General features: G+C 63.3%; 18 protein-coding genes. 7 read left to right on the top strand and 11 right to left on the bottom strand.

Annotated elements, in window-relative coordinates; all coding sequences use genetic code 11:
* Nucleotides 1-11 precede the first annotated feature (11 nt).
* Both LB557_RS01520 and LB557_RS01525 read right to left on the bottom strand, forming a co-directional pair.
* Nucleotides 12-497 (bottom strand): SRPBCC family protein, encoded by a 486-nt coding sequence (locus LB557_RS01520; protein ID WP_224643699.1) that lies wholly within the window; start codon nucleotides 495-497, stop codon nucleotides 12-14.
* 118 nt (nucleotides 498-615) lie between these two features.
* A complete protein-coding gene (locus tag LB557_RS01525; RefSeq protein ID WP_140617245.1) occupies nucleotides 616-864 on the bottom strand; it encodes a ParB N-terminal domain-containing protein in 249 nt (82 codons plus the stop codon).
* A 156-nt stretch (nucleotides 865-1,020) separates the two neighbouring features.
* On the opposite strand from LB557_RS01525, the gene LB557_RS01530 reads away from it, so the two are divergent.
* The 5 genes from LB557_RS01530 to LB557_RS01550 are packed head-to-tail and all read left to right on the top strand — an operon-like array spanning nucleotide 1,021 to nucleotide 6,549.
* Nucleotides 1,021-2,661 (top strand): N,N-dimethylformamidase beta subunit family domain-containing protein, encoded by a 1,641-nt coding sequence (locus tag LB557_RS01530; RefSeq protein WP_140720995.1) that lies wholly within the window; start codon nucleotides 1,021-1,023, stop codon nucleotides 2,659-2,661.
* Between the two features lies 1 nt (nucleotide 2,662).
* Nucleotides 2,663-4,048, top strand: coding sequence for an aspartate aminotransferase family protein (locus LB557_RS01535; RefSeq protein ID WP_224643700.1), 1,386 nt, complete (start codon nucleotides 2,663-2,665; stop codon nucleotides 4,046-4,048).
* Nucleotides 4,049-4,053: 5 nt separating this feature from the next.
* Nucleotides 4,054-4,983: a 3-keto-5-aminohexanoate cleavage protein gene (locus LB557_RS01540; RefSeq protein ID WP_224643701.1), complete on the top strand. Its 930-nt coding sequence runs from the start codon at nucleotides 4,054-4,056 to the stop codon at nucleotides 4,981-4,983.
* Between the two features lie 4 nt (nucleotides 4,984-4,987).
* Nucleotides 4,988-5,524, top strand: coding sequence for a GNAT family N-acetyltransferase (locus LB557_RS01545; RefSeq protein WP_140662047.1), 537 nt, complete (start codon nucleotides 4,988-4,990; stop codon nucleotides 5,522-5,524).
* Nucleotides 5,521-6,549 (top strand): histone deacetylase family protein, encoded by a 1,029-nt coding sequence (locus LB557_RS01550; protein WP_224712998.1) that lies wholly within the window; start codon nucleotides 5,521-5,523, stop codon nucleotides 6,547-6,549. The genes LB557_RS01545 and LB557_RS01550 overlap by 4 nt, the downstream gene beginning before the upstream one ends.
* Before the next feature lie 15 nt (nucleotides 6,550-6,564).
* Here LB557_RS01550 and LB557_RS01555 read toward each other — a convergent pair whose 3' ends face one another.
* From LB557_RS01555 to LB557_RS01565, 3 genes are all read right to left on the bottom strand, one after another.
* The gene (locus LB557_RS01555; protein WP_224643315.1) at nucleotides 6,565-7,833 is read right to left on the bottom strand and encodes a cysteine desulfurase-like protein; all 1,269 of its coding nucleotides are present in this window, start codon (nucleotides 7,831-7,833) and stop codon (nucleotides 6,565-6,567) included.
* Nucleotides 7,834-7,875: 42 nt separating this feature from the next.
* On the bottom strand, nucleotides 7,876-8,943 hold the full coding sequence (locus LB557_RS01560) for an aldo/keto reductase (RefSeq protein WP_140616974.1): 1,068 nt from the start codon (nucleotides 8,941-8,943) through the stop codon (nucleotides 7,876-7,878).
* 120 nt (nucleotides 8,944-9,063) lie between these two features.
* A complete protein-coding gene (locus LB557_RS01565) occupies nucleotides 9,064-9,573 on the bottom strand; it encodes a hypothetical protein (protein ID WP_015318113.1) in 510 nt (169 codons plus the stop codon).
* 334 nt (nucleotides 9,574-9,907) lie between these two features.
* Between LB557_RS01565 and LB557_RS01570 the strand changes: the two genes are divergently transcribed.
* Nucleotides 9,908-10,072 carry a hypothetical protein gene (locus LB557_RS01570; RefSeq protein ID WP_015318114.1) on the top strand — a complete coding sequence of 55 codons (165 nt, stop codon included), beginning with the start codon at nucleotides 9,908-9,910 and terminating at the stop codon, nucleotides 10,070-10,072.
* A gap of 52 nt (nucleotides 10,073-10,124) precedes the next feature.
* Here the strand turns inward: LB557_RS01570 and LB557_RS01575 are convergent, their stop codons facing one another.
* Nucleotides 10,125-10,631: a DUF1993 family protein gene (locus LB557_RS01575; RefSeq protein WP_015318115.1), complete on the bottom strand. Its 507-nt coding sequence runs from the start codon at nucleotides 10,629-10,631 to the stop codon at nucleotides 10,125-10,127.
* Nucleotides 10,632-10,771: 140 nt separating this feature from the next.
* Here LB557_RS01575 and LB557_RS01580 point away from each other — a divergent pair, with 140 nt between their 5' ends.
* Nucleotides 10,772-11,821 (top strand): DUF1176 domain-containing protein, encoded by a 1,050-nt coding sequence (locus LB557_RS01580; protein ID WP_224643316.1) that lies wholly within the window; start codon nucleotides 10,772-10,774, stop codon nucleotides 11,819-11,821.
* A gap of 19 nt (nucleotides 11,822-11,840) precedes the next feature.
* On the opposite strand, the gene LB557_RS01585 is transcribed toward LB557_RS01580, so the two are convergent.
* From LB557_RS01585 to LB557_RS01605, 5 genes are all read right to left on the bottom strand, one after another.
* Nucleotides 11,841-12,692: an alpha/beta hydrolase gene (locus tag LB557_RS01585; RefSeq protein ID WP_411970518.1), complete on the bottom strand. Its 852-nt coding sequence runs from the start codon at nucleotides 12,690-12,692 to the stop codon at nucleotides 11,841-11,843.
* Between the two features lie 73 nt (nucleotides 12,693-12,765).
* Complete coding sequence (locus tag LB557_RS01590; RefSeq protein ID WP_224531150.1) at nucleotides 12,766-14,376, bottom strand: NTP transferase domain-containing protein; 1,611 nt, start codon at nucleotides 14,374-14,376, stop codon at nucleotides 12,766-12,768.
* A complete protein-coding gene (locus tag LB557_RS01595; RefSeq protein WP_140717416.1) occupies nucleotides 14,373-15,077 on the bottom strand; it encodes an XdhC family protein in 705 nt (234 codons plus the stop codon). The genes LB557_RS01590 and LB557_RS01595 overlap by 4 nt, the downstream gene beginning before the upstream one ends.
* A gap of 6 nt (nucleotides 15,078-15,083) precedes the next feature.
* Nucleotides 15,084-15,422 (bottom strand): XdhC family protein, encoded by a 339-nt coding sequence (locus LB557_RS01600; RefSeq protein ID WP_140823611.1) that lies wholly within the window; start codon nucleotides 15,420-15,422, stop codon nucleotides 15,084-15,086.
* Between the two features lie 48 nt (nucleotides 15,423-15,470).
* Nucleotides 15,471-16,721, bottom strand: a complete 1,251-nt coding sequence (locus tag LB557_RS01605; RefSeq protein ID WP_224643318.1) for a vWA domain-containing protein — start codon at nucleotides 16,719-16,721, stop codon at nucleotides 15,471-15,473.
* Nucleotides 16,722-16,725: the final 4 nt, after the last annotated feature.

Here is a 16,725-nt window from a genome sequence, read left to right on the forward strand (position 1 = left end):
GTGTGGCTCTGTCAGAGCGTCCTGGCGAGATCTTCGAGCTGATCGGCGCACTGGCCCCAACCGGCGTGAAAGCCCATGGCCTCGTGCTGCTCGCGGTCGGCGACGCTCCAGTGCCGGACGCGCGCGATGTAGCGGGTCTTGCCCTCGCCCTCGTCCTCGAAGGTCAGTACGACTGTCATGAACGGTTTTTCCGATGGCACCCATGACTGGGTATAAGCATCGGTCAAGACGATCTTCTCGCCGGGAACGACCTCGAGGAAGACGCCGGGGTTGGGGAACTCGTTGCCGTCGGGCCCTGCCATGACGACCAGGCTGTTGCCACCGGTGCGCACATCCATCTCGGCACGTGGCGTCGTCCACGGCTTTGGCGCGAACCATTGCGTGATCAATTTCGGTTCGGTCCAGCAGCGATAGACGTCCCCGCGCGGTGCATCGATGATGCGGGCGAGAACCAGTTCACGGTCGTCGGCGGGGGCGATGTCGAGCTTGGTGGCCACGGTGGTCTCCTCGGTTTGATCTGGCTTCCGTCCCAAGGACGAGCCGACGTAAAGCAAACCGACATCGCCCGCGAAAAATTCTGGAAACGCAGGCTGAAAACCGCGAGCGGAGCGCGTGTCAGTGGCGCTTGGCTTGCACCAGGTAGGCGTCGATTACGGTCTCGCCCAGCCATTTGGCGGCTTCGAGCCGGTGCAGGCCTTCGACAAGTATGTGCCGCTTGCCATCGTGGCGGACCTGGATCGGCGTCTTCATGCCGTTCTCGAGTATGTCCTCGGCCAGATGCCGGACGGTCTCGGGGTGCAGCGTCTTCTTCCGCGCCGTGGGCACGTAGATGTCGTCGACCTTGACCTGTTGAACCCTGAGCATGCCCTGTCCCCATGGCGGAACTGCCGCCGTCTTCCTGAGATAGTCGGTTTGGCGAAGGCGGCCAAGGGTGCGGCTAACGAATGCTGGCATGATCGTTTCCATTTGACGCCTGGCGGGCGGATCGCCGAAATGGCGCCTCAGATGGGCCAGGGCTTCATGATCAATCCGCCGACCGAATTTCCCGATTTCGGGCTGACAGCCGAGCAGCGCCGCCACGCGGTGCGCGGCCACTATTACGAGTGGCCGGGCATGGATGGCGAGCGCGGCGAAATCTGGTGCTACAGCGACCGGTTTTCCTATCGCGCCGGCGAGACAGTTACGCTGCATGTCAGCTCGACCGCTCCGTCCTTCGGCATGAGGATCATCCGCGATGGCGGCACCGAAACGAGAGTATTCGAGAAATCGGACATTGCGGCGCGCTGGCAGGAGAGTCCGGAGCAATGCTCGGTCGAAGGCTGCGGCTGGGAAGCCTCCTTCGAATTTCGCGTGGAGAGCGACTGGCCCTCCGGCGCCTACCTGATAACGCTGACCGCCGACGGACGCGACGGCAAGCCGATCCAAAGTCACCACATTTTCATCGTCTCTCCCCAGCCCGGCAAGAAACCTGGCCGTGTGCTGCAGGTGGCGGCGACGGGCACCTGGCTTGCCTACAACACCTGGGGCGGCTCCAACCATTATCAGGGCATCACCGGGCCCGACCGCGACCAGTACTCGCCCATCGTGTCAACGCAGCGCCCCTGGTGCCGCGGCTTCGTCGTGTTGCCCGGGGATGCACCGCGCGTGCCGTTGGAGGTGGCGGTGCCGCCGAAGACCGTGCCGCGTTATCCGCACATGGAATGGGCGCTCGCCACCGGCCATTCGAAGAAATACGCCTCGTCGGGCTGGGCCAGCTACGACAGTCATTTTTTTCGCTTCGCCGAACGATCAGGCTACGGCGTCGACCTCGCCAGTCAGCATGACCTCCACTTCTCGCCCGAGATTCTCGACGGTTATGACTGCGCGGTCTTCGTCGGCCATGACGAATACTGGACTTGGGAGATGCGCGACGCGGTCGACTTCTATGTCGAACGCGGCGGCCATGCGGCGCGTTTTGCCGGCAATTTCATGTGGCAGACGCGGCTGGAAGATGAGGGCCGCCGGCAGGTCTGCTACAAATATCGCGCCCGCACCGAGGACCCGGCCTATCGCGGCGGCGACGTGACCCGCGCCACCAATTCCTGGGAAGCACCGGAAATCGGCCGGCCGGGTTCGGCGACCTTCGGGCTCAATGCGACACGGGGCGTCTATGCCGGCTGGGGTGGCTGCGCGCCACGTGGCGTACGCGGCTTTCCGGTCTATCGGCCGGAGCACTGGGCCTTTGCCGGCACCGGCATCTACTATGGTGACCTGCTGGGCGCCGACAGCCATGTCTATGGCTATGAGGTCGACGGGCTCGATTTCGAGATCCGTGGCGGGCTGCCCTACCCCACGCCAGACAGCGGCGCGCCTGACGGCCTGCAAGTGCTGGCCGTCGGCATGGCTAGCCAGGTCGAGGAAAGCGCCGACATTCCGATCGAGGACCAGTTCCTAACCGACGAGGATGGCCGCTTCACCGCCGAGACCTTGTTTGGCGAGGCAAGCGACGCCAATCTCGAAAAGGTCAAACGCGGCAATGGCATGATCGTCAACTTCCCGCGCGGCAAGGGCGAGGTGTTCCATGCCGGAAGCTGCGAATGGGTCGCCGGCCTGCTAAGACAAGACCCGATGGTCGAACGGGTCACTCAGAATGTCCTCGACCGCTATATCGGAAAGTCCTGACATGTCGAAAGCCCAGACCGCCGTTCAAGACACTGATGCCCGGCGCCAATCGCATTTGTTCTACCTCTCCAGCCTGCGCCGGCCGCTGATCGACCGCGCCGAAGGCATTTACATGTGGACGCAGGACGGCCGCCGTTTCATCGACGGATCGAGCGGCCCAATGGTCGCCAATATCGGCCATTCCAACCGCAATGTGCTCGATGCGATGAAGCGGCAGATGGACCGCGCCACCTTCGCTTATCGGCTGCATTTCGAGAACGAGCCGGCGGAAGAACTGGCGCGCCAACTGGCTGGAAAGTTGCCGGAAGGCATGGACCGCATCTTTTTCGTGTCCGGCGGCTCGGAAGCGACGGAATCCTGCATCAAGCTGGCGCGGCAATGGGCTGTGGCCACCGGCCAGGCCAGCCGCTGGAAGGTGATCACGCGGTTTCCTTCCTACCACGGCGGCACGCTCGGTTCGCTTTCGATCACCGGCGACGACGCGTTGGCCGAAACTTTTACGCCGATGATGCGGGTGATGCCGACCGTGCCGGCACCGACCGCCTGGCGCGACCGCGACAATCTCTCGATGGAGCAGCGTGGCGTCCGCTACGCCGACATGCTGGAGGATAAGATCCTCGCCGAAGATCCCGAAAGCGTCGTCGCCTTCATCATGGAGCCGATCGGGGGTGCTGCAACCGCGGCCCTGGTGGCACCCGACAGCTATTATGCGCGCATCCGCGAAATCTGCGATCGCTACGGCATCCTGCTCATCCACGACGAGGTGATGAGCGGTGCCGGCCGCACCGGCAAATTCCTCGGCGGCGACCACTGGAACTGCAAGCCTGACATCGTCGCGCTGTCGAAGGGCCTGGGGTCGGGCTATGCGCCGCTCGGCGCGCTGGCCGCACCGATGCGACTGGTCGAGCCGCTGCTCGCTTCCGGCGGCTTCCAGCATGGCCACACCTATGCCGGCAATCCGCTCGCCTGCGCCGCAGGGCTTGCGGTGTTGGGCGAAATGGACCGGCTCGACCTGATTGCCAATGCGGCTGCCATGGGCGACGTGCTGATGGACGGATTGAAGGCACTTGCGAAGCGGTTCCCGTTCATTGCCGATGTGCGTGGCAAGGGGCTGCTTACGGGCGCCGAAATGGTCGCCGATCCCGATACGCTGAAACCGATCGAGCAGGGCAAGAAAGCCACGCAGCGCCTGCTCGATCTCGCCTATGAGCGCGGGCTGATCATCTATGGCCGCAGGGTCAAGGGCGGCGTCGACGGCGACAATTTCATGGTCGCGCCGCCGATGATCGTCACCGGCGAGCAGGTCGGCGAGATCATCTCCATCATCGGCGACTCGCTTGAGGTTCTGGCGGGCGAATTCGACCTGCCGGTCGAAGGTCGGGGGTAGCGGAAATGGCGCCGCGAAAAGTCATCATCACCTGCGCCGTTACAGGCTCGGTACACACGCCGTCGATGTCGCCCTATCTGCCGGTGACGCCGGACCAGATCGCCGCGGACGCTATTGCCGCGGCCGAGGCCGGCGCCTCGATCCTGCATCTGCACGCCCGCGATCCCCGGGATGGCCGCCCGACCGCCGACCCCGAAGTGTTCATGCAGTTCCTGCCGCGCATCAAGCAGGCGACCGATGCGGTGATCAACATCACGACAGGCGGCTCCTCGCTGATGACGCTGGACCAGCGGCTGGCGGCGCCGCTTCGGGCTCAGCCCGAAATGTGCTCGCTCAATATGGGCTCGATGAATTTCGCGCTGTTCCCGATGCTCGACAAGCCAAGGGACTGGCAGCACGAGTGGGAACCGAAGCTGCTCGAAGCCACCCGCGACACTATCTTCAAGAACACCTTCGCCGACATGGAAGGCGTGATCGAGCGGCTGGGCAAGGGCTGCGGCACCCGCTTCGAGTTCGAGTGCTACGATGTCGGCCATCTCTATTCGCTGGCGCATTTCCGCGACCGGGGGCTGGTTTCGGGGCCGCTGTTCATCCAATTCGTGCTGGGCATCCTGGGCGGCATCGGCGCCGACCCGGACAACCTCATCCATATGAAGCGCATCGCCGACAAGTTGTTCGGCGACAGCTACCAGTTTTCGGTGCTGGCCGCCGGCCGCAACCAGATGCCGCTGATCTCGATCGCCGCAGCCATGGGCGGCAATGTCCGGGTCGGACTGGAGGACAGCCTCTATGATGGCCGCCAGCTGGCGAAGTCCAACGCCGACCAGGTGCGGCGCATCCGTGGCATTCTCGATGGACTGTCGCTGGAGGTCGCCACGCCGGCCGAAGCGCGCGACATGCTGGCGCTCAAGGGCGGCGACAGGGTGGCTTTTTGACGAGATGACAGCGCCCGGTCCTGCCACTGTACCTGTCACGCGTGCGATCATCCTTCGCCCCGGCACCATCGATGACGTCGAAACCATTCACGCGGCGATCCTGAAGCTTGGCACTCATATCGGGGCGCCCGAGGAAATCATCTCGACGGCGGACGATCTCAGAAGCTGGGGCTTTGGCGAAAAACCCGCCTTCTCGACCCTCATCGCAGAAGTCGACGGCGAATTCGCCGGGCTGTGCCTGCATTTCCCGATCTTCTCGACCTGGATGGGACGGCCTGGCGTCTATGTGCAGGACCTCTATGTCGAGGACCGGTTTCGCGGCCGCAAGATCGGCGAACGCCTGCTGCGACGCGTGGCTGCCGAGTGCCGCAAAGAGGGCGGCGTGTATCTGAGGCTCTCGGTCGACACCGACAATGAGGGTGCCAAGTCCTTTTACGAACGGCTGGGCATTGCCTGGTCGAGCTACGAGCAGACGCAGAAAATCATCGGTGAGGCATTTTTCGCCTTCGCCGACGCGCCGGAAAATGGGGAGCAGCAATGAAGGCCTTCTATGCGCAGGAGCAGAAGCGCCACGATCCCAGGGCCTTTCTTTCCAGTGGCGCGGCGCAGCCCAACCCTGAACAGCCGGAGCGCGTCGAAAGATTGTTAGCCGGCGCAAAATCAGCTGGTTGCACGGTCGAGCGACCGCGCGATCACGGCCTCGGTCCGATCTCGGCGGTGCACACACCCGAGTATCTCGACTTCCTCGAACATATTTTCGAACGCTGGCAACGGATCGAAGGGGCGTCGGCCGAGGTCATTCCCAACATCCACCCGATCGCCCGCAACGGCTCCTATCCGGCCTCAGCAGTGGGCCAAGCCGGCTACCACATGGCCGACACCGCCTGCCCGATCTCGGGCGAGACATGGCAGAGCGCGCTGTGGAGCGCCTGGAGCGCGGTCGAGGCCGCCGAAACCGTCATGGCCGGAGCGTCGGCCGCCTATGCGCTGTGCCGCCCGCCCGGCCACCACGCCTTCGCCGATGTCGCCGGCGGCTTCTGCTTCATCAACAACTCAGCCGTGGCGGCGCAAGTGCTGCGCAGGCAGGCGGCCCGCGTGGCGATCCTCGATGTCGACCTGCATCACGGCAACGGGACGCAAGGCATTTTCTATGCGCGACCTGACGTGCTGACGGTGTCGCTGCACGCCGATCCGGTGCGGTTCTACCCGTTCTTCTGGGGCCATGCCGACGAGCGCGGCGAAGGTCCCGGGCTTGGCTATAATTTCAACCTGCCGCTGCCGCGCAAATCCGCGGATGCGGCGTTTCTGGAAGGGCTCGGCGTGGCGTTCCAGCGTATCCGCGCCTTCGCCCCCGATGCGCTGGTCGTGGCGCTCGGCCTCGACGCGTTCGAGGGCGATCCGTTCGGCGGGCTTTCGGTGACGACGCCGGGCTTCTCGCGCATCGGCGAGGCCATCGCCGGGCTCGGCCTGCCGACGGTCATCGTCCAGGAAGGCGGCTATCTCTGCGACGCGCTCGGCGACAATCTCACCGCATTCCTCACCGGCTTTGGCGGCAAGGCGCGGTGAGAGTTCAAGCCCAAGTCAGTGGCGTTGCTGCCTGAGCATGGCAATCACCCGGTGCACGCTTTCCAGCGTCTCGTCGATTTCGGACGCGGTGTTGTAATGCGCGATGCCGATGCGCACGACGCCTTGCTCGGCCGGAATGCCGAGCTGATGGACGATCTCCCAGGCATAGTTGTGGCCCGACCACACGAAGATGTTCTCGGCGTTCATCTGCCGCACGATCGTTTCGGGGACAATGCCATCGACGGTGAAGGAGACGGTCGGCACACGATCGCCGAGCCGTTTCGGATCGGTGATGCCTCGGACCGTCAGCCCGGAAATGTCGGACAGGCCATCGATCAGCTTTTGCGCCAGCGGGTTTTCATGGGCAATGGAGATCTGGAACGCCCTGGCGATCTTCTGCCTTCTTGAACCACCCTCACCTGCCGCCGCGCCGAGCTCGGCGAAATAGTCGACCGCGGCGGTCAAGCCGGCCATCAGTTCGATCTGCGGCGTGCCGAGTTCGAACCGCTCGGGCAAGCCGTTCGAGGAGCAACGGCACTTATAGGCTTGCAGACCGTCGATGACGTCGCGCCGGCCCCACAAGATACCCATATGCGGACCGAAGAATTTATAGGCCGAGCAGATCAGGAAATCGCAGCCGAGTTCCTGCACATCGATCAGCCCATGCGGTGCGAATTGCACCGCATCGACATAAACCAGCGCGCCGGCCCGTTTTGCAAGTTGGGTCAAGGACCTGACCCGGTTGATCGAGCCGGTGAGATTGCTGGCGTAGTTCAATGCCACCAGCCTTGTCTTCCCGGACAGCAGACCGGCGAGCGTCGCCTCCTCGATCTGCCAGGTCCTTTCGTCGAACGGCAGCCAGCGCACGACGAGGCCGAGGTCCTCGGCCAGTTGCAGCCAGGGCGACACATTGCCCTCATGATCCATGCGGGTGAGAATGATCTCGTCGCCTGATTTCATCGTGCGGCCGAGCGTGCGTGACATATGATAGGTCAACGTCGTCATGTTGGCGCCGATGACAATCTCGTGCGGGCTCGCCGCGCCGAGGAAGTCGGCCATCGCCAGGTGCGCCTCGTCAACGACCTGCTGCGCCGCGATCGTCGTTTCAAAATAACCGCCGAGATTGGCGTTGGTCGTAAGCAGGCAGCGCGACACCGCGTCGGCCACGGCCTGCGGCACCTGCGTGCCGGCAGGATTGTCGAGATAGATGCGCCGGCGTCCGTTGTCTGTCAGTGAGAGAGCGGGGAATTTTCCACGCACGGCCTCGATCGAAAAATCCACCATCGTCTCCATCCCTTTGCTGCTACACGACAATTCCGGGCTCGGTCACGGGCAGGGATTGCCGACCCTCTGGTGAACGGCATCCACCGCCTTCTGCATTTCTTCAGTCCAGACGACATCCACCGAAGACAGCGCCATCTCCAGTTGGGAAATGGTTGTCGCACCGATGATGTTGGAGGTCACGAAGGACCGGCTCGAGACATAGGCATTGGCAAACAGCGCCGGCTCCAGGCCGAAAGAGCGCGCCAGCTCATTGTATTCGAGCTGCGCTTCGGCGGCATTGGGCGTCTCGTAACGCTGGCCGCGGTTGAACAGCTGCGAGCGCGAGCCCTGCGGGCGGGCGCCATGATCGTATTTGCCGGTCAGATAACCCTGGGCCAACGGCGAATAGGCAAGCAGCGACACCCCTTCGCGCTCGCAGACTTCGGCGAGGTTCACCTCAAAAGTACGGTTGACGAGATTGTAGGCGTTCTGGATCGAAGCGACGCGGGGGCCAATCCCTTTATCGGCCTCTGCAAGGAAGCGCATCACGCCCCAGGAACTCTCGTTGGACAGGCCGAAATGGCGGATTTTTCCTGCCTTCACCAGGTCATCGAACACCGCGAGCGTTTCGGCGATCGGCGTTTCACCGACCGGTGCGCCGACAGAATCGGCACGCCGCGCCACGGCGCCGACGCGCGTCGGGTTGGCGCCCCAGGGGATGTCCCGCTCCGGCCAATGGATCTGATAAAGGTCGAGATAATCCGTGCCAAGCTTGGCCAGCGACTTGTCGATGGCATCGAAGATATCGGCCCGCACCAATTGCGAGGGCCGGTCTCCGCGAAACCAGCTGTTGGCCGTGCGGCCGACGACCTTGGAGGCCAGGATCACCTTGTCGCGGTTGCCCTTGGCCTTCATCCAACTGCCGATGATCTTCTCGGTCCGTCCTTGCGTCTCCGCCTTGGGCGGGATCGGATAGAGTTCGGCGGTGTCGATGAAATTGACGCCGCGCGAGAAGGCCAGGTCCATCTGGGCATGGCCCTCGGCCTCGGTGTTCTGCTGGCCCCAGGTCATCGAACCAAGGCAGATCTGGGTAACAAGAAGATCGGTCCGACCGAGACGGCGTTTGTGCATGGAATTCTGCTCCGGAGGGCATGTATGCGCGGCTGCGCGGGGAGGAGTTCGCATCTTATAGGAAAAGCGGAAGCGCTCTCCAAGCCTTGCCAGGCCGACTTTTGCGTGAGCAAAGCGGGGTTAGCGTCGTGCGGCGGCCACGGCGCGGCGCTTGGCCTCGTCGATCAGCATGTTGGCCACCTGCATGCGGATCATGGCGCGCTGGCGCAAATGCGGGGCGACGCGATCGGGATGGTTGGCGAAAGCAAAGCTGCGGCGCATGCGGCCGAAGTCGGCGGCGCTCTTGGACTGCTCCAGACCCAGTTCGACCGCGATCGATTCAGGATCGATTGGCGGCAATGTTTCTTCCGGCTTCGGCTCTTCGCCAGCCAGCGCCAGCCTTGCCTGTTCAAGCACGGCGGCAAATTCGCTGGCCAGATCAGCGCCGGCCTCGCGATATTCCGCGGCGGATACCTTGATGCGGCCGGAATGGAGTTCATCGGCGACCGAGAGATAGTCGAACGGGATGGATGGGCGCGCGCCGGTCTCTACGCCCTCACCGCCGTTGCCCTTGTCGGTGGCAACGAAGAGGTCGTCGAGCAGTGACGCAAAATCCCGCTTGGCGCCGGTAGCGATATCAGCCTCCCCCATGCCCGACAGTTCGAGTTTCAGACCATAGAACCAGCTCGTTAAAAATAAATACCGCCGGTCTTAACTAATTTCCATTCAGGGGATCGTTACCGCAGGCGCAGGCAAAAGCCGGACTGCATGTTCATGCAGTCCGGAAATTCGCCAGGAGTGGCGAGGAAAACTGGCCATGTACCAGCTTCGAAGCCTACGTTGGGCGCGGCGCAAGAGTTTCACCTTGCTGCAAAAAAATTTCAAAAAAACATCCGGACATGGCAGGCATGCATATGCTGCACTGCACAATCTTCACGATTCATCTATATTGCCTGATGTGGAGGACCAACCAGGAGCCTGAATTATGGGTTTCTTCACGGAAATGTTCGCCCGGCCGCGCCCGCAGGAACATCTGAGATATCGCGCGGCGCTCGCGCTCCTTTATTCGATGAGCAATGCCGAGCGCGCCGACATCGGCATCAAGCCCGCCGATTTCCCACGCATCGCCCGCGAAATGTCCATCCGCTAAGCAGGTTGCGAGATGTCCCGGATCGACCCGGGACATCTCAAAGTCCGATTTCTCAACGCGATCCGAGGAATGTCGCCTTGCCCAACGGCACGCCATTGTGGCGCAGGATGTCGTAGGCGGTGGTCAGGTGGAAATAGAAATTGGGCATGGCCACATGCAGCAGATATTGCATGCCGCTCAGCGTCGTTTCCCGGCCCCCCAGCTTTAGTTCGATCATCCGGTCATCCGACCCGTCGATATCGGCTGCGGAAAAAGTCGCCAGGTAGGCGACCGTCTTGGCGAGCCTCGCTTCGAGATCGGCGAAGCTTGCTTCATTGTCCTCATATTTAGGCACTTCGCGGCCGGCCAGCCGTGAAGGCGCGCCCTTGGCATGGTCGGTTGCGATCTGCACCTGCCTGGCAAGTGCGAACATGTCGGGCGCCAGCCGCGCCGTCAAAAACACCTGCGGGTCGATCTTGCGGTCAAGCGCATTCTGTTCGGCTGCAGCCAGCACACTGGAAAGTGCTTTCAGCCTGGCTGAAAACACGGGCACGGATGCCTCATACATCGATATCGTCACGTCGGATCTCCTGTCCGGCAGGAACGCCGGCGGGAGGACGTAGCGCTCTCAGGCGCGATTCTTCAAGCGGCGGGCGCATGGCGTCACCACGTCGCCGCAATCGCCGTGGTAGAATCTTCGTTATCGAGCGGAGATTCCCGATGAGACGCGCCCTTTTCGCAGCGACTGCCCTTCTCTCCCTTGCCACGACAGGCCACGCGGCGTTGGCCGCAGCCGATAGGCCCGAAGCGCCTTACGTCGATGATCGGTCGAGCGCGGATGCGGTCGTGCATTCACTCTACAGCGCCATCAACCGGCATGAATTCGCCCGCGCCTGGGGCTACTTCGGTGATACAAAGCCGGCAAAGGATTTCGACACATTCGTCAAAGGCTATGACGGCACCGACAAGGTGGAGGTCAAGACCGGTCCGATTTCGGACGAGGGCGCGGCGGGCAGCATCTATTACAACGTCCCGGTCGCCATCCAGGCAACCGACAAGAAGGGCGAGGCGAAGGTTTTCGCCGGCTGCTATACGCTGCGCCAGGTCAACGCCCAGATCCAGGCGCCGCCGTTCCAGCCTATCTTCATCGACAAGGGAGCGCTGAAGCCCTCCACAGCCGACTTCGGGGAGGCTTTGCCGCCAAGCTGCGGCGACGGTCCGCCGCCGCCGAAAAAGGACACCGCACTGGAACAGGCCAAGAAGGCCTTCCTGGCGACCTATGGCGACCAATGCGACAAGGACCGCCTGGCCAATGAGCCAGAGGTCTTTTCGATCAAATACAAGGACTGGAATGCTCAGCCGAACGATCCTGACAAGGAGACCCGGCTGTTCCACTTCTCCTGCTCGGCCGCCGCCTACAATGAAAGCTCGGTCTACTACATGACCGACGAGGTGGACGGTGTCAGGCAATTGGAGTTCGCCGAGCCGGAGACCGATATACGCTACGAGAACAACGACAGCGACGGCAAGCTGTTGAGTGTAACGGTGGTCGGCTTCCGGACCACAGGGTGGGCGGTCAATTCCGACTATGACCAGAACGCTCACACCATCACCACGTTCAACAAATGGCGCGGCGTCGGCGATGCTTCGGATGCCGGGACATATCTGTTCCGGAACGGCGATTTCTCGCTGGTCCAGTATGACGTCGACGCGTCCTATGACGGCGAGGAGAACCCGCAGACGGTCGTCGACTACAACACCGCGCCTTAGATCCTCTAGCGCATCAGGCTTATGGTGCCTTCGACAGCATCCAGTCGAGCGTGCCGCGCCAGTCTACCATGCGGATCGGCGTGCCGTGCGTGCCGGTCTCGAAGCGCACGAAGCGGGTCGGATAGTTTTTTGATTTGGCAAGGATGGAGCGGAAGAACGCTTCCTGGTTGGCCACCGGAAAGACCACGTCGTGGCTGCCCTGGCCGAAGAACACTGGCACGCGACGCTTGAAGGCGGGACTTGCAAGAAAGCCCTCGTCCCACAGCGATCCGAGCAGCAGCAGTCCATTCACGCGGCCACCAGTATCCCTGCGTGCGGCAAGTTTCCAGCACAGCGCGCCGCCCATCGAGCCGCAGGCGACGAAGATTTTCGCGCCCGGAGACTGTTCGGCATAATGGTCGATCAGGGCCGCGACCAGTGCCGCGCCCTTGTCGCCGAAATCAGGAAAATCCGGAGAAATATAGAGCCCGCCATTGCCGGCCATCAGGTTCTTAAGCCGGTTGAAATTGCCGCCGAAGGTGAAATCGTCGACGCCTTGCTTGCGGCTGCCGCCCTGCCCGTGCAGGTAAAGCACGATGATGGCGGCTCCTTTCGTCCTACCGACGGCGACATGCCTGACATCGCCCGCGTCGGTCTTCAGCATCAGATCCTGCTGCACCTTGCGCACGCCGGTGTCGGTGTACTGGGCATGCACGCGCTTTTCCGGCACCTCGTCGCGCTGGTTGATGTCGCGCATCTCGCGGTAGTCGAGGACCGTGTATGCGCCGTTGCTGTCGGACGAGAGCGTCGCCGGATAGGCGAAGAGATCGTCCTTGAAAGGTTTCAGGGACAATGTGTCGGCACTGGCGGCCGAGGAAAACAAGAAAAGCATTGCCGTGACGAAAGCGCGGCACGCGACGGTACGAATAGCCATACCGCAGGCATGCTAATGCCGCTTCTGTTTGTCAATCCTGCAGCACGCCGCCTGCGCCTTCCAGTGCCTCTCGGGTGTCGACATCGACGGACGCGCCCTCCCCGATCTCGACATCGATGACATCGAGCCCTTCGGCCTCGACCAGATGGCGAGCGCCGGTGTCGCCTTCGAGATGGGCGATTGCCGCGAATAACGAGCGCGGCAAAAGCACCGGGTTGCCGCGTTTGCCTTGGTGCGTGGCACGGACCACCGAGTTGCCGCCGGCCCTGCGGAAGGCATCGATAAGCCTGTCGAGGTCGTCGGATGCGACACCCGGCATGTCTCCCAGAACGATCATCGCACCAGCGGCGTCTTCGGGCAGATAGGCAGTGCCGGCCTTAAGCGAGGTCGACAGACCATCGGCAAAATCGGGATTGTCGGCGAAGGTGACGTCGAGGCCCGACAATGCCGCGCGCACCCGCTCGCGCTGATGACCGGTGACGACGATCGTGCCCGAAGCCTTCGAGGCGAGCGCGCGTTCGGCGGTGCGGCGCACCAGCGGCTGGCCGTCGAACAGCGCCATCAGCTTGTTCGGCCCGCCCATGCGGCTCGACCGGCCCGCCGCCAGAAGCACGATCCCGACCTTGAGCCGACTTTTGGCCGGCAGCGGCTCGCGCGGCTGCGGCCGCGTCGGTATCTCCATCAGCAGGCCGCCGACGCCCATGCCGGCGATGTCGCGCGCGGTGACGTCCAGGCCGGCAATCAATCGGTCGAGCACCCAGTCGAAGCCGTTCTCCTTGGGGCTGCGGGCGCAGCCAGGCGCGCCGATGATGCGCTTGCCGCCGAGTGTGCCGAGCACCAGCAGATTGCCGGGATCGACCGGCATGCCCGCGCGGATGACGGTACCGCCCGCCCTCTCGATCGCCGCCGGAACGACGTCGGCGAAATCGCTCATGGCGGAAGCCCCGAAGATCACCACCATGTCGTTGTCGCGCGCAAGCGCGATGGCAGCCTCGGCGACAGGGGCGATCTCATGCGGCGTACGGCGCTCCGCCGTCAGCCTGCCGCCGGAGCGCGCCAGCCGGGCTTCGGTGACGCGTAGCGTCTTGTCGAGCACGGTTGGTTTGGTGCCCGGCAGCACCGTCTGGACGACGCCGACACGCATCGGCCGATAGGCGTTGACGGCAAAAATTTCGCCGCTGGCACAGATTTCCGTCACGGCGGCCACCAACGAGGAAGAGACCGCGAAGGGGATGATCTTCACCGTCGCGACCATCTGGCCCTTTTCGACCGGCGCGTGCTGGCCAAGCGTGGCGATGGTGATAGCGGGATCGACCGCATTGATCGCATCGATGACAGCGGCATTGACGGTGAAGATGCCAGCCGCCTTGGCGTGGAGATTGACCCGGCCGGTAGCGGCGGGCTTCGCCTCGATGCCGCCGAGGGTCATGCTTTCGGCAATTTTTTGCGCCGCGGCGTCCTCGCCGAGATCGTCCGGCGCCAGCACGGCCGCAACGACCTGCGAAACACCTGCCCTCTTGAGCGTTGAGACATCTTCGGCGCTCAGCCTGTGCGCCTTGCGAAATCGCTTTTCGCCGGCCGCGGTCGCATGCGCCAGCACCGCCCCTTCGGCCGCGTCGATCGGGATCGGACCGAATTTCACGCCGCCGCGCCCTTCGCATCGAGGCCGCGTGAGCGGAAGGCAAGAATGGTCTGCGCGAGAATGGCGACGGCGATCTCGGCGGGGCTTGCCGCCCCGATGTCCAGCCCGATCGGCGCGTGGATACGCGCGATCTGGTCCGCACTCGCGCCCAGCGCCAGCAGGCGCTCGACGCGCCTGGCATGCGTCTTTCGGCTGCCGAGCGCTCCGACATAGAAACAGTTGGCGTCGAGTGCCGCCTTCAGCGCGAAATCGTCGATCTTCGGGTCATGGGTAACGGCGGCGAGCGCGGTGTAAGCGTCGAGCGGCTGGCGTTCCAGCACGTCCTGCGGCCAGTCGGCATGCAAGGCGACATCGGGAAAGCGGTCCGATGTGGCAAAGGCGGTGCGCGGATCGATGATCTCCAAGGGATAGCCTGCGATCCGTGCCATCGGCGCGAGCGCCTGACTGATATGCACGGCGCCGATCACCACCAGACGCGGCCGCGGCAGATGCGCATTGAGGAAGAAGGTCCGCCCTTCCGCCTCGACGGACCCCGAATTGCCGGATCGAAACGCCTTGGCGATCGCCGCACCGAGATCGCCGGCGACCTGATCGCCCTCCCGCACGATACGATCGCGACCATCACCGAGATCAGTGACGAGGATCGCCGCGCGGCGGGCGCGCCGCTCGGCATTGAGCGTCTTCAGCGCATAAGGATCCATCGGAGGTCAGCCCAATCGCTCAACATAAACCTTGATGCGGCCGCCGCAGGACAGGCCGACTTGCCAGGCGGTCTCATCGGCAACACCGAACTCCAGCATCCTGGCTTTGCCGGAGCCGATGACGTCGACCGCCTCGGTCACGACAGCGCCCTCGACGCAACCGCCCGAAACAGAGCCGTGGAAATTGCCATGGGCATCGATGACAAGGTGGCTGCCGACCGGGCGCGGCGCCGAACCCCAGGTCTCGACCACGGTCGCGACAGCGACATCCTTGCCGTCCTTCATCCAGGCTTCCGCGATGATCAGCGGGTCGCGGGCCTCATCGAGATAAAGACTGTCACTCATCGTTGCTTCTCTCAGGGTCTGTTTTTCCAAAAGCCGGGAAATATATGGCTATGCGGCGCGCCTTGCGCCAGCATCCATCCACCGCCGTGGATCGACGGAAAGAACCGATTTCTTGTCCAGCGAGGCGCAGAGATCGGCGAGCGCGTCGAGATTGTGCACCGAGCGGAATTCGTCGACATGCGGCAGCATCGCCTTGACGCCGCGGGCGCGCGCCTGAAAACCATCGAAGCGCAACAACGGATTGAGCCAGATCAGCCGCCGGCAGGATTTGTGCAGCCGTTCCATTTCTTCCGCCAAGCCCCTTATATCGTCGCGCTCCAGCCCGTCGGTGATCAGAAGCACCACCGCGCCCTGTCCCAGCACACGTCGCGACCATACAAGGTTGAACTCGGCTAGCGTATCGCCGATGCGCGTGCCACCCGACCAGTCCTTGACCGCCGCCGAGCAATCGGCAAGGGCGGCATCGGGATCGCGGTGGCGCATCTGTCGGGTCAGGTTGGTCAGCCGCGTGCCGAAGACGAAAGTGTGCACGCGCCGGCGCTTTTCCGTCAGCGCATGCAGGAAATGCAGGAAGATGCGCGTGTATTGGCTCATCGAACCGGAAATATCGGCCAGCACCACCAGGGGCGGATGAACTTCGCGGACCGAGCGGAATTTCGGCAGGATCAATTCACCGCCGGTGCGCGCCGCCGAGCGCATCATGGCACGTGGATCGATGCGGCGGCCATGCGCATCGGCCTTGAAGCGTCTGGTCCGCACCATGTCGACAGGCAGCCGCAACGCCGCGATCGCCTTCCTGGCGTCAGCCATCTCGACTGCGTTCATCTGCGCGAAGTCCTTGCCCCGCAACAGCTCGTTGCCGGAAAAGGTGAAGCGGGCGTCGACCTCGATCTCAGGGATTTCCTGAGGCGTCTGGTTTTTCTGATGACCCTCGAACATCGCCTGGCTGACGCGATTTTCAGCCGCGCGCGGTTTCTGCTTCTGCCTGACGTCAGGCGCCACCGGCGAAAACATCGCCAGCAGCTTCTCGATCAATTCGCGCGATTTCCAGAACAGTCGGAAAGCTTCGTCGAAGGTGGCATGATCCTCATGCCGCGAGACCAGAACGGCGTGCAGGGTCCAGTAAAAGTCATCACGCGAGCCGATGCCGGCGACGAGCACCGCCTCGATCGCGTCCTTGACCGAAGCGGGCCCGACCCGCATGCCGGCCTTGCGCAAGGTGCGGGCGAAATAGACTATGTTGTCTGCGATCCGGCCGTCCGCCGTCGCCTCTCCAGGGTCGGGTCGGGACGCCTTCACCACC

Origin of the sequence: Mesorhizobium sp. BR115XR7A, assembly GCF_020165315.1 — a bacterium.
Taxonomy (GTDB): Bacteria; Pseudomonadota; Alphaproteobacteria; order Rhizobiales; family Rhizobiaceae; genus Mesorhizobium; species Mesorhizobium australicum.

What these genes read in the sequence shown, in the direction of transcription:
- LB557_RS01525 (WP_140617245.1), bottom strand. Translation starts at nt 864, where the DNA reads ATGCTCAGGGTTCAACAGGTCAAGGTCGACGACATCTACGTGCCCACG.
- LB557_RS01530 (WP_140720995.1), top strand. Translation starts at nt 1,021, where the DNA reads ATGATCAATCCGCCGACCGAATTTCCCGATTTCGGGCTGACAGCCGAG.
- LB557_RS01535 (WP_224643700.1), top strand. Translation starts at nt 2,663, where the DNA reads ATGTCGAAAGCCCAGACCGCCGTTCAAGACACTGATGCCCGGCGCCAA.
- LB557_RS01540 (WP_224643701.1), top strand. Translation starts at nt 4,054, where the DNA reads ATGGCGCCGCGAAAAGTCATCATCACCTGCGCCGTTACAGGCTCGGTA.
- LB557_RS01545 (WP_140662047.1), top strand. Translation starts at nt 4,988, where the DNA reads ATGACAGCGCCCGGTCCTGCCACTGTACCTGTCACGCGTGCGATCATC.
- LB557_RS01550 (WP_224712998.1), top strand. Translation starts at nt 5,521, where the DNA reads ATGAAGGCCTTCTATGCGCAGGAGCAGAAGCGCCACGATCCCAGGGCC.
- LB557_RS01555 (WP_224643315.1), bottom strand. Translation starts at nt 7,833, where the DNA reads ATGGTGGATTTTTCGATCGAGGCCGTGCGTGGAAAATTCCCCGCTCTC.
- LB557_RS01560 (WP_140616974.1), bottom strand. Translation starts at nt 8,943, where the DNA reads ATGCACAAACGCCGTCTCGGTCGGACCGATCTTCTTGTTACCCAGATC.
- LB557_RS01565 (WP_015318113.1), bottom strand. Translation starts at nt 9,573, where the DNA reads ATGGGGGAGGCTGATATCGCTACCGGCGCCAAGCGGGATTTTGCGTCA.
- LB557_RS01570 (WP_015318114.1), top strand. Translation starts at nt 9,908, where the DNA reads ATGGGTTTCTTCACGGAAATGTTCGCCCGGCCGCGCCCGCAGGAACAT.
- LB557_RS01580 (WP_224643316.1), top strand. Translation starts at nt 10,772, where the DNA reads ATGAGACGCGCCCTTTTCGCAGCGACTGCCCTTCTCTCCCTTGCCACG.
- LB557_RS01585 (WP_411970518.1), bottom strand. Translation starts at nt 12,692, where the DNA reads ATGCTTTTCTTGTTTTCCTCGGCCGCCAGTGCCGACACATTGTCCCTG.
- LB557_RS01595 (WP_140717416.1), bottom strand. Translation starts at nt 15,077, where the DNA reads ATGGATCCTTATGCGCTGAAGACGCTCAATGCCGAGCGGCGCGCCCGC.
- LB557_RS01600 (WP_140823611.1), bottom strand. Translation starts at nt 15,422, where the DNA reads ATGAGTGACAGTCTTTATCTCGATGAGGCCCGCGACCCGCTGATCATC.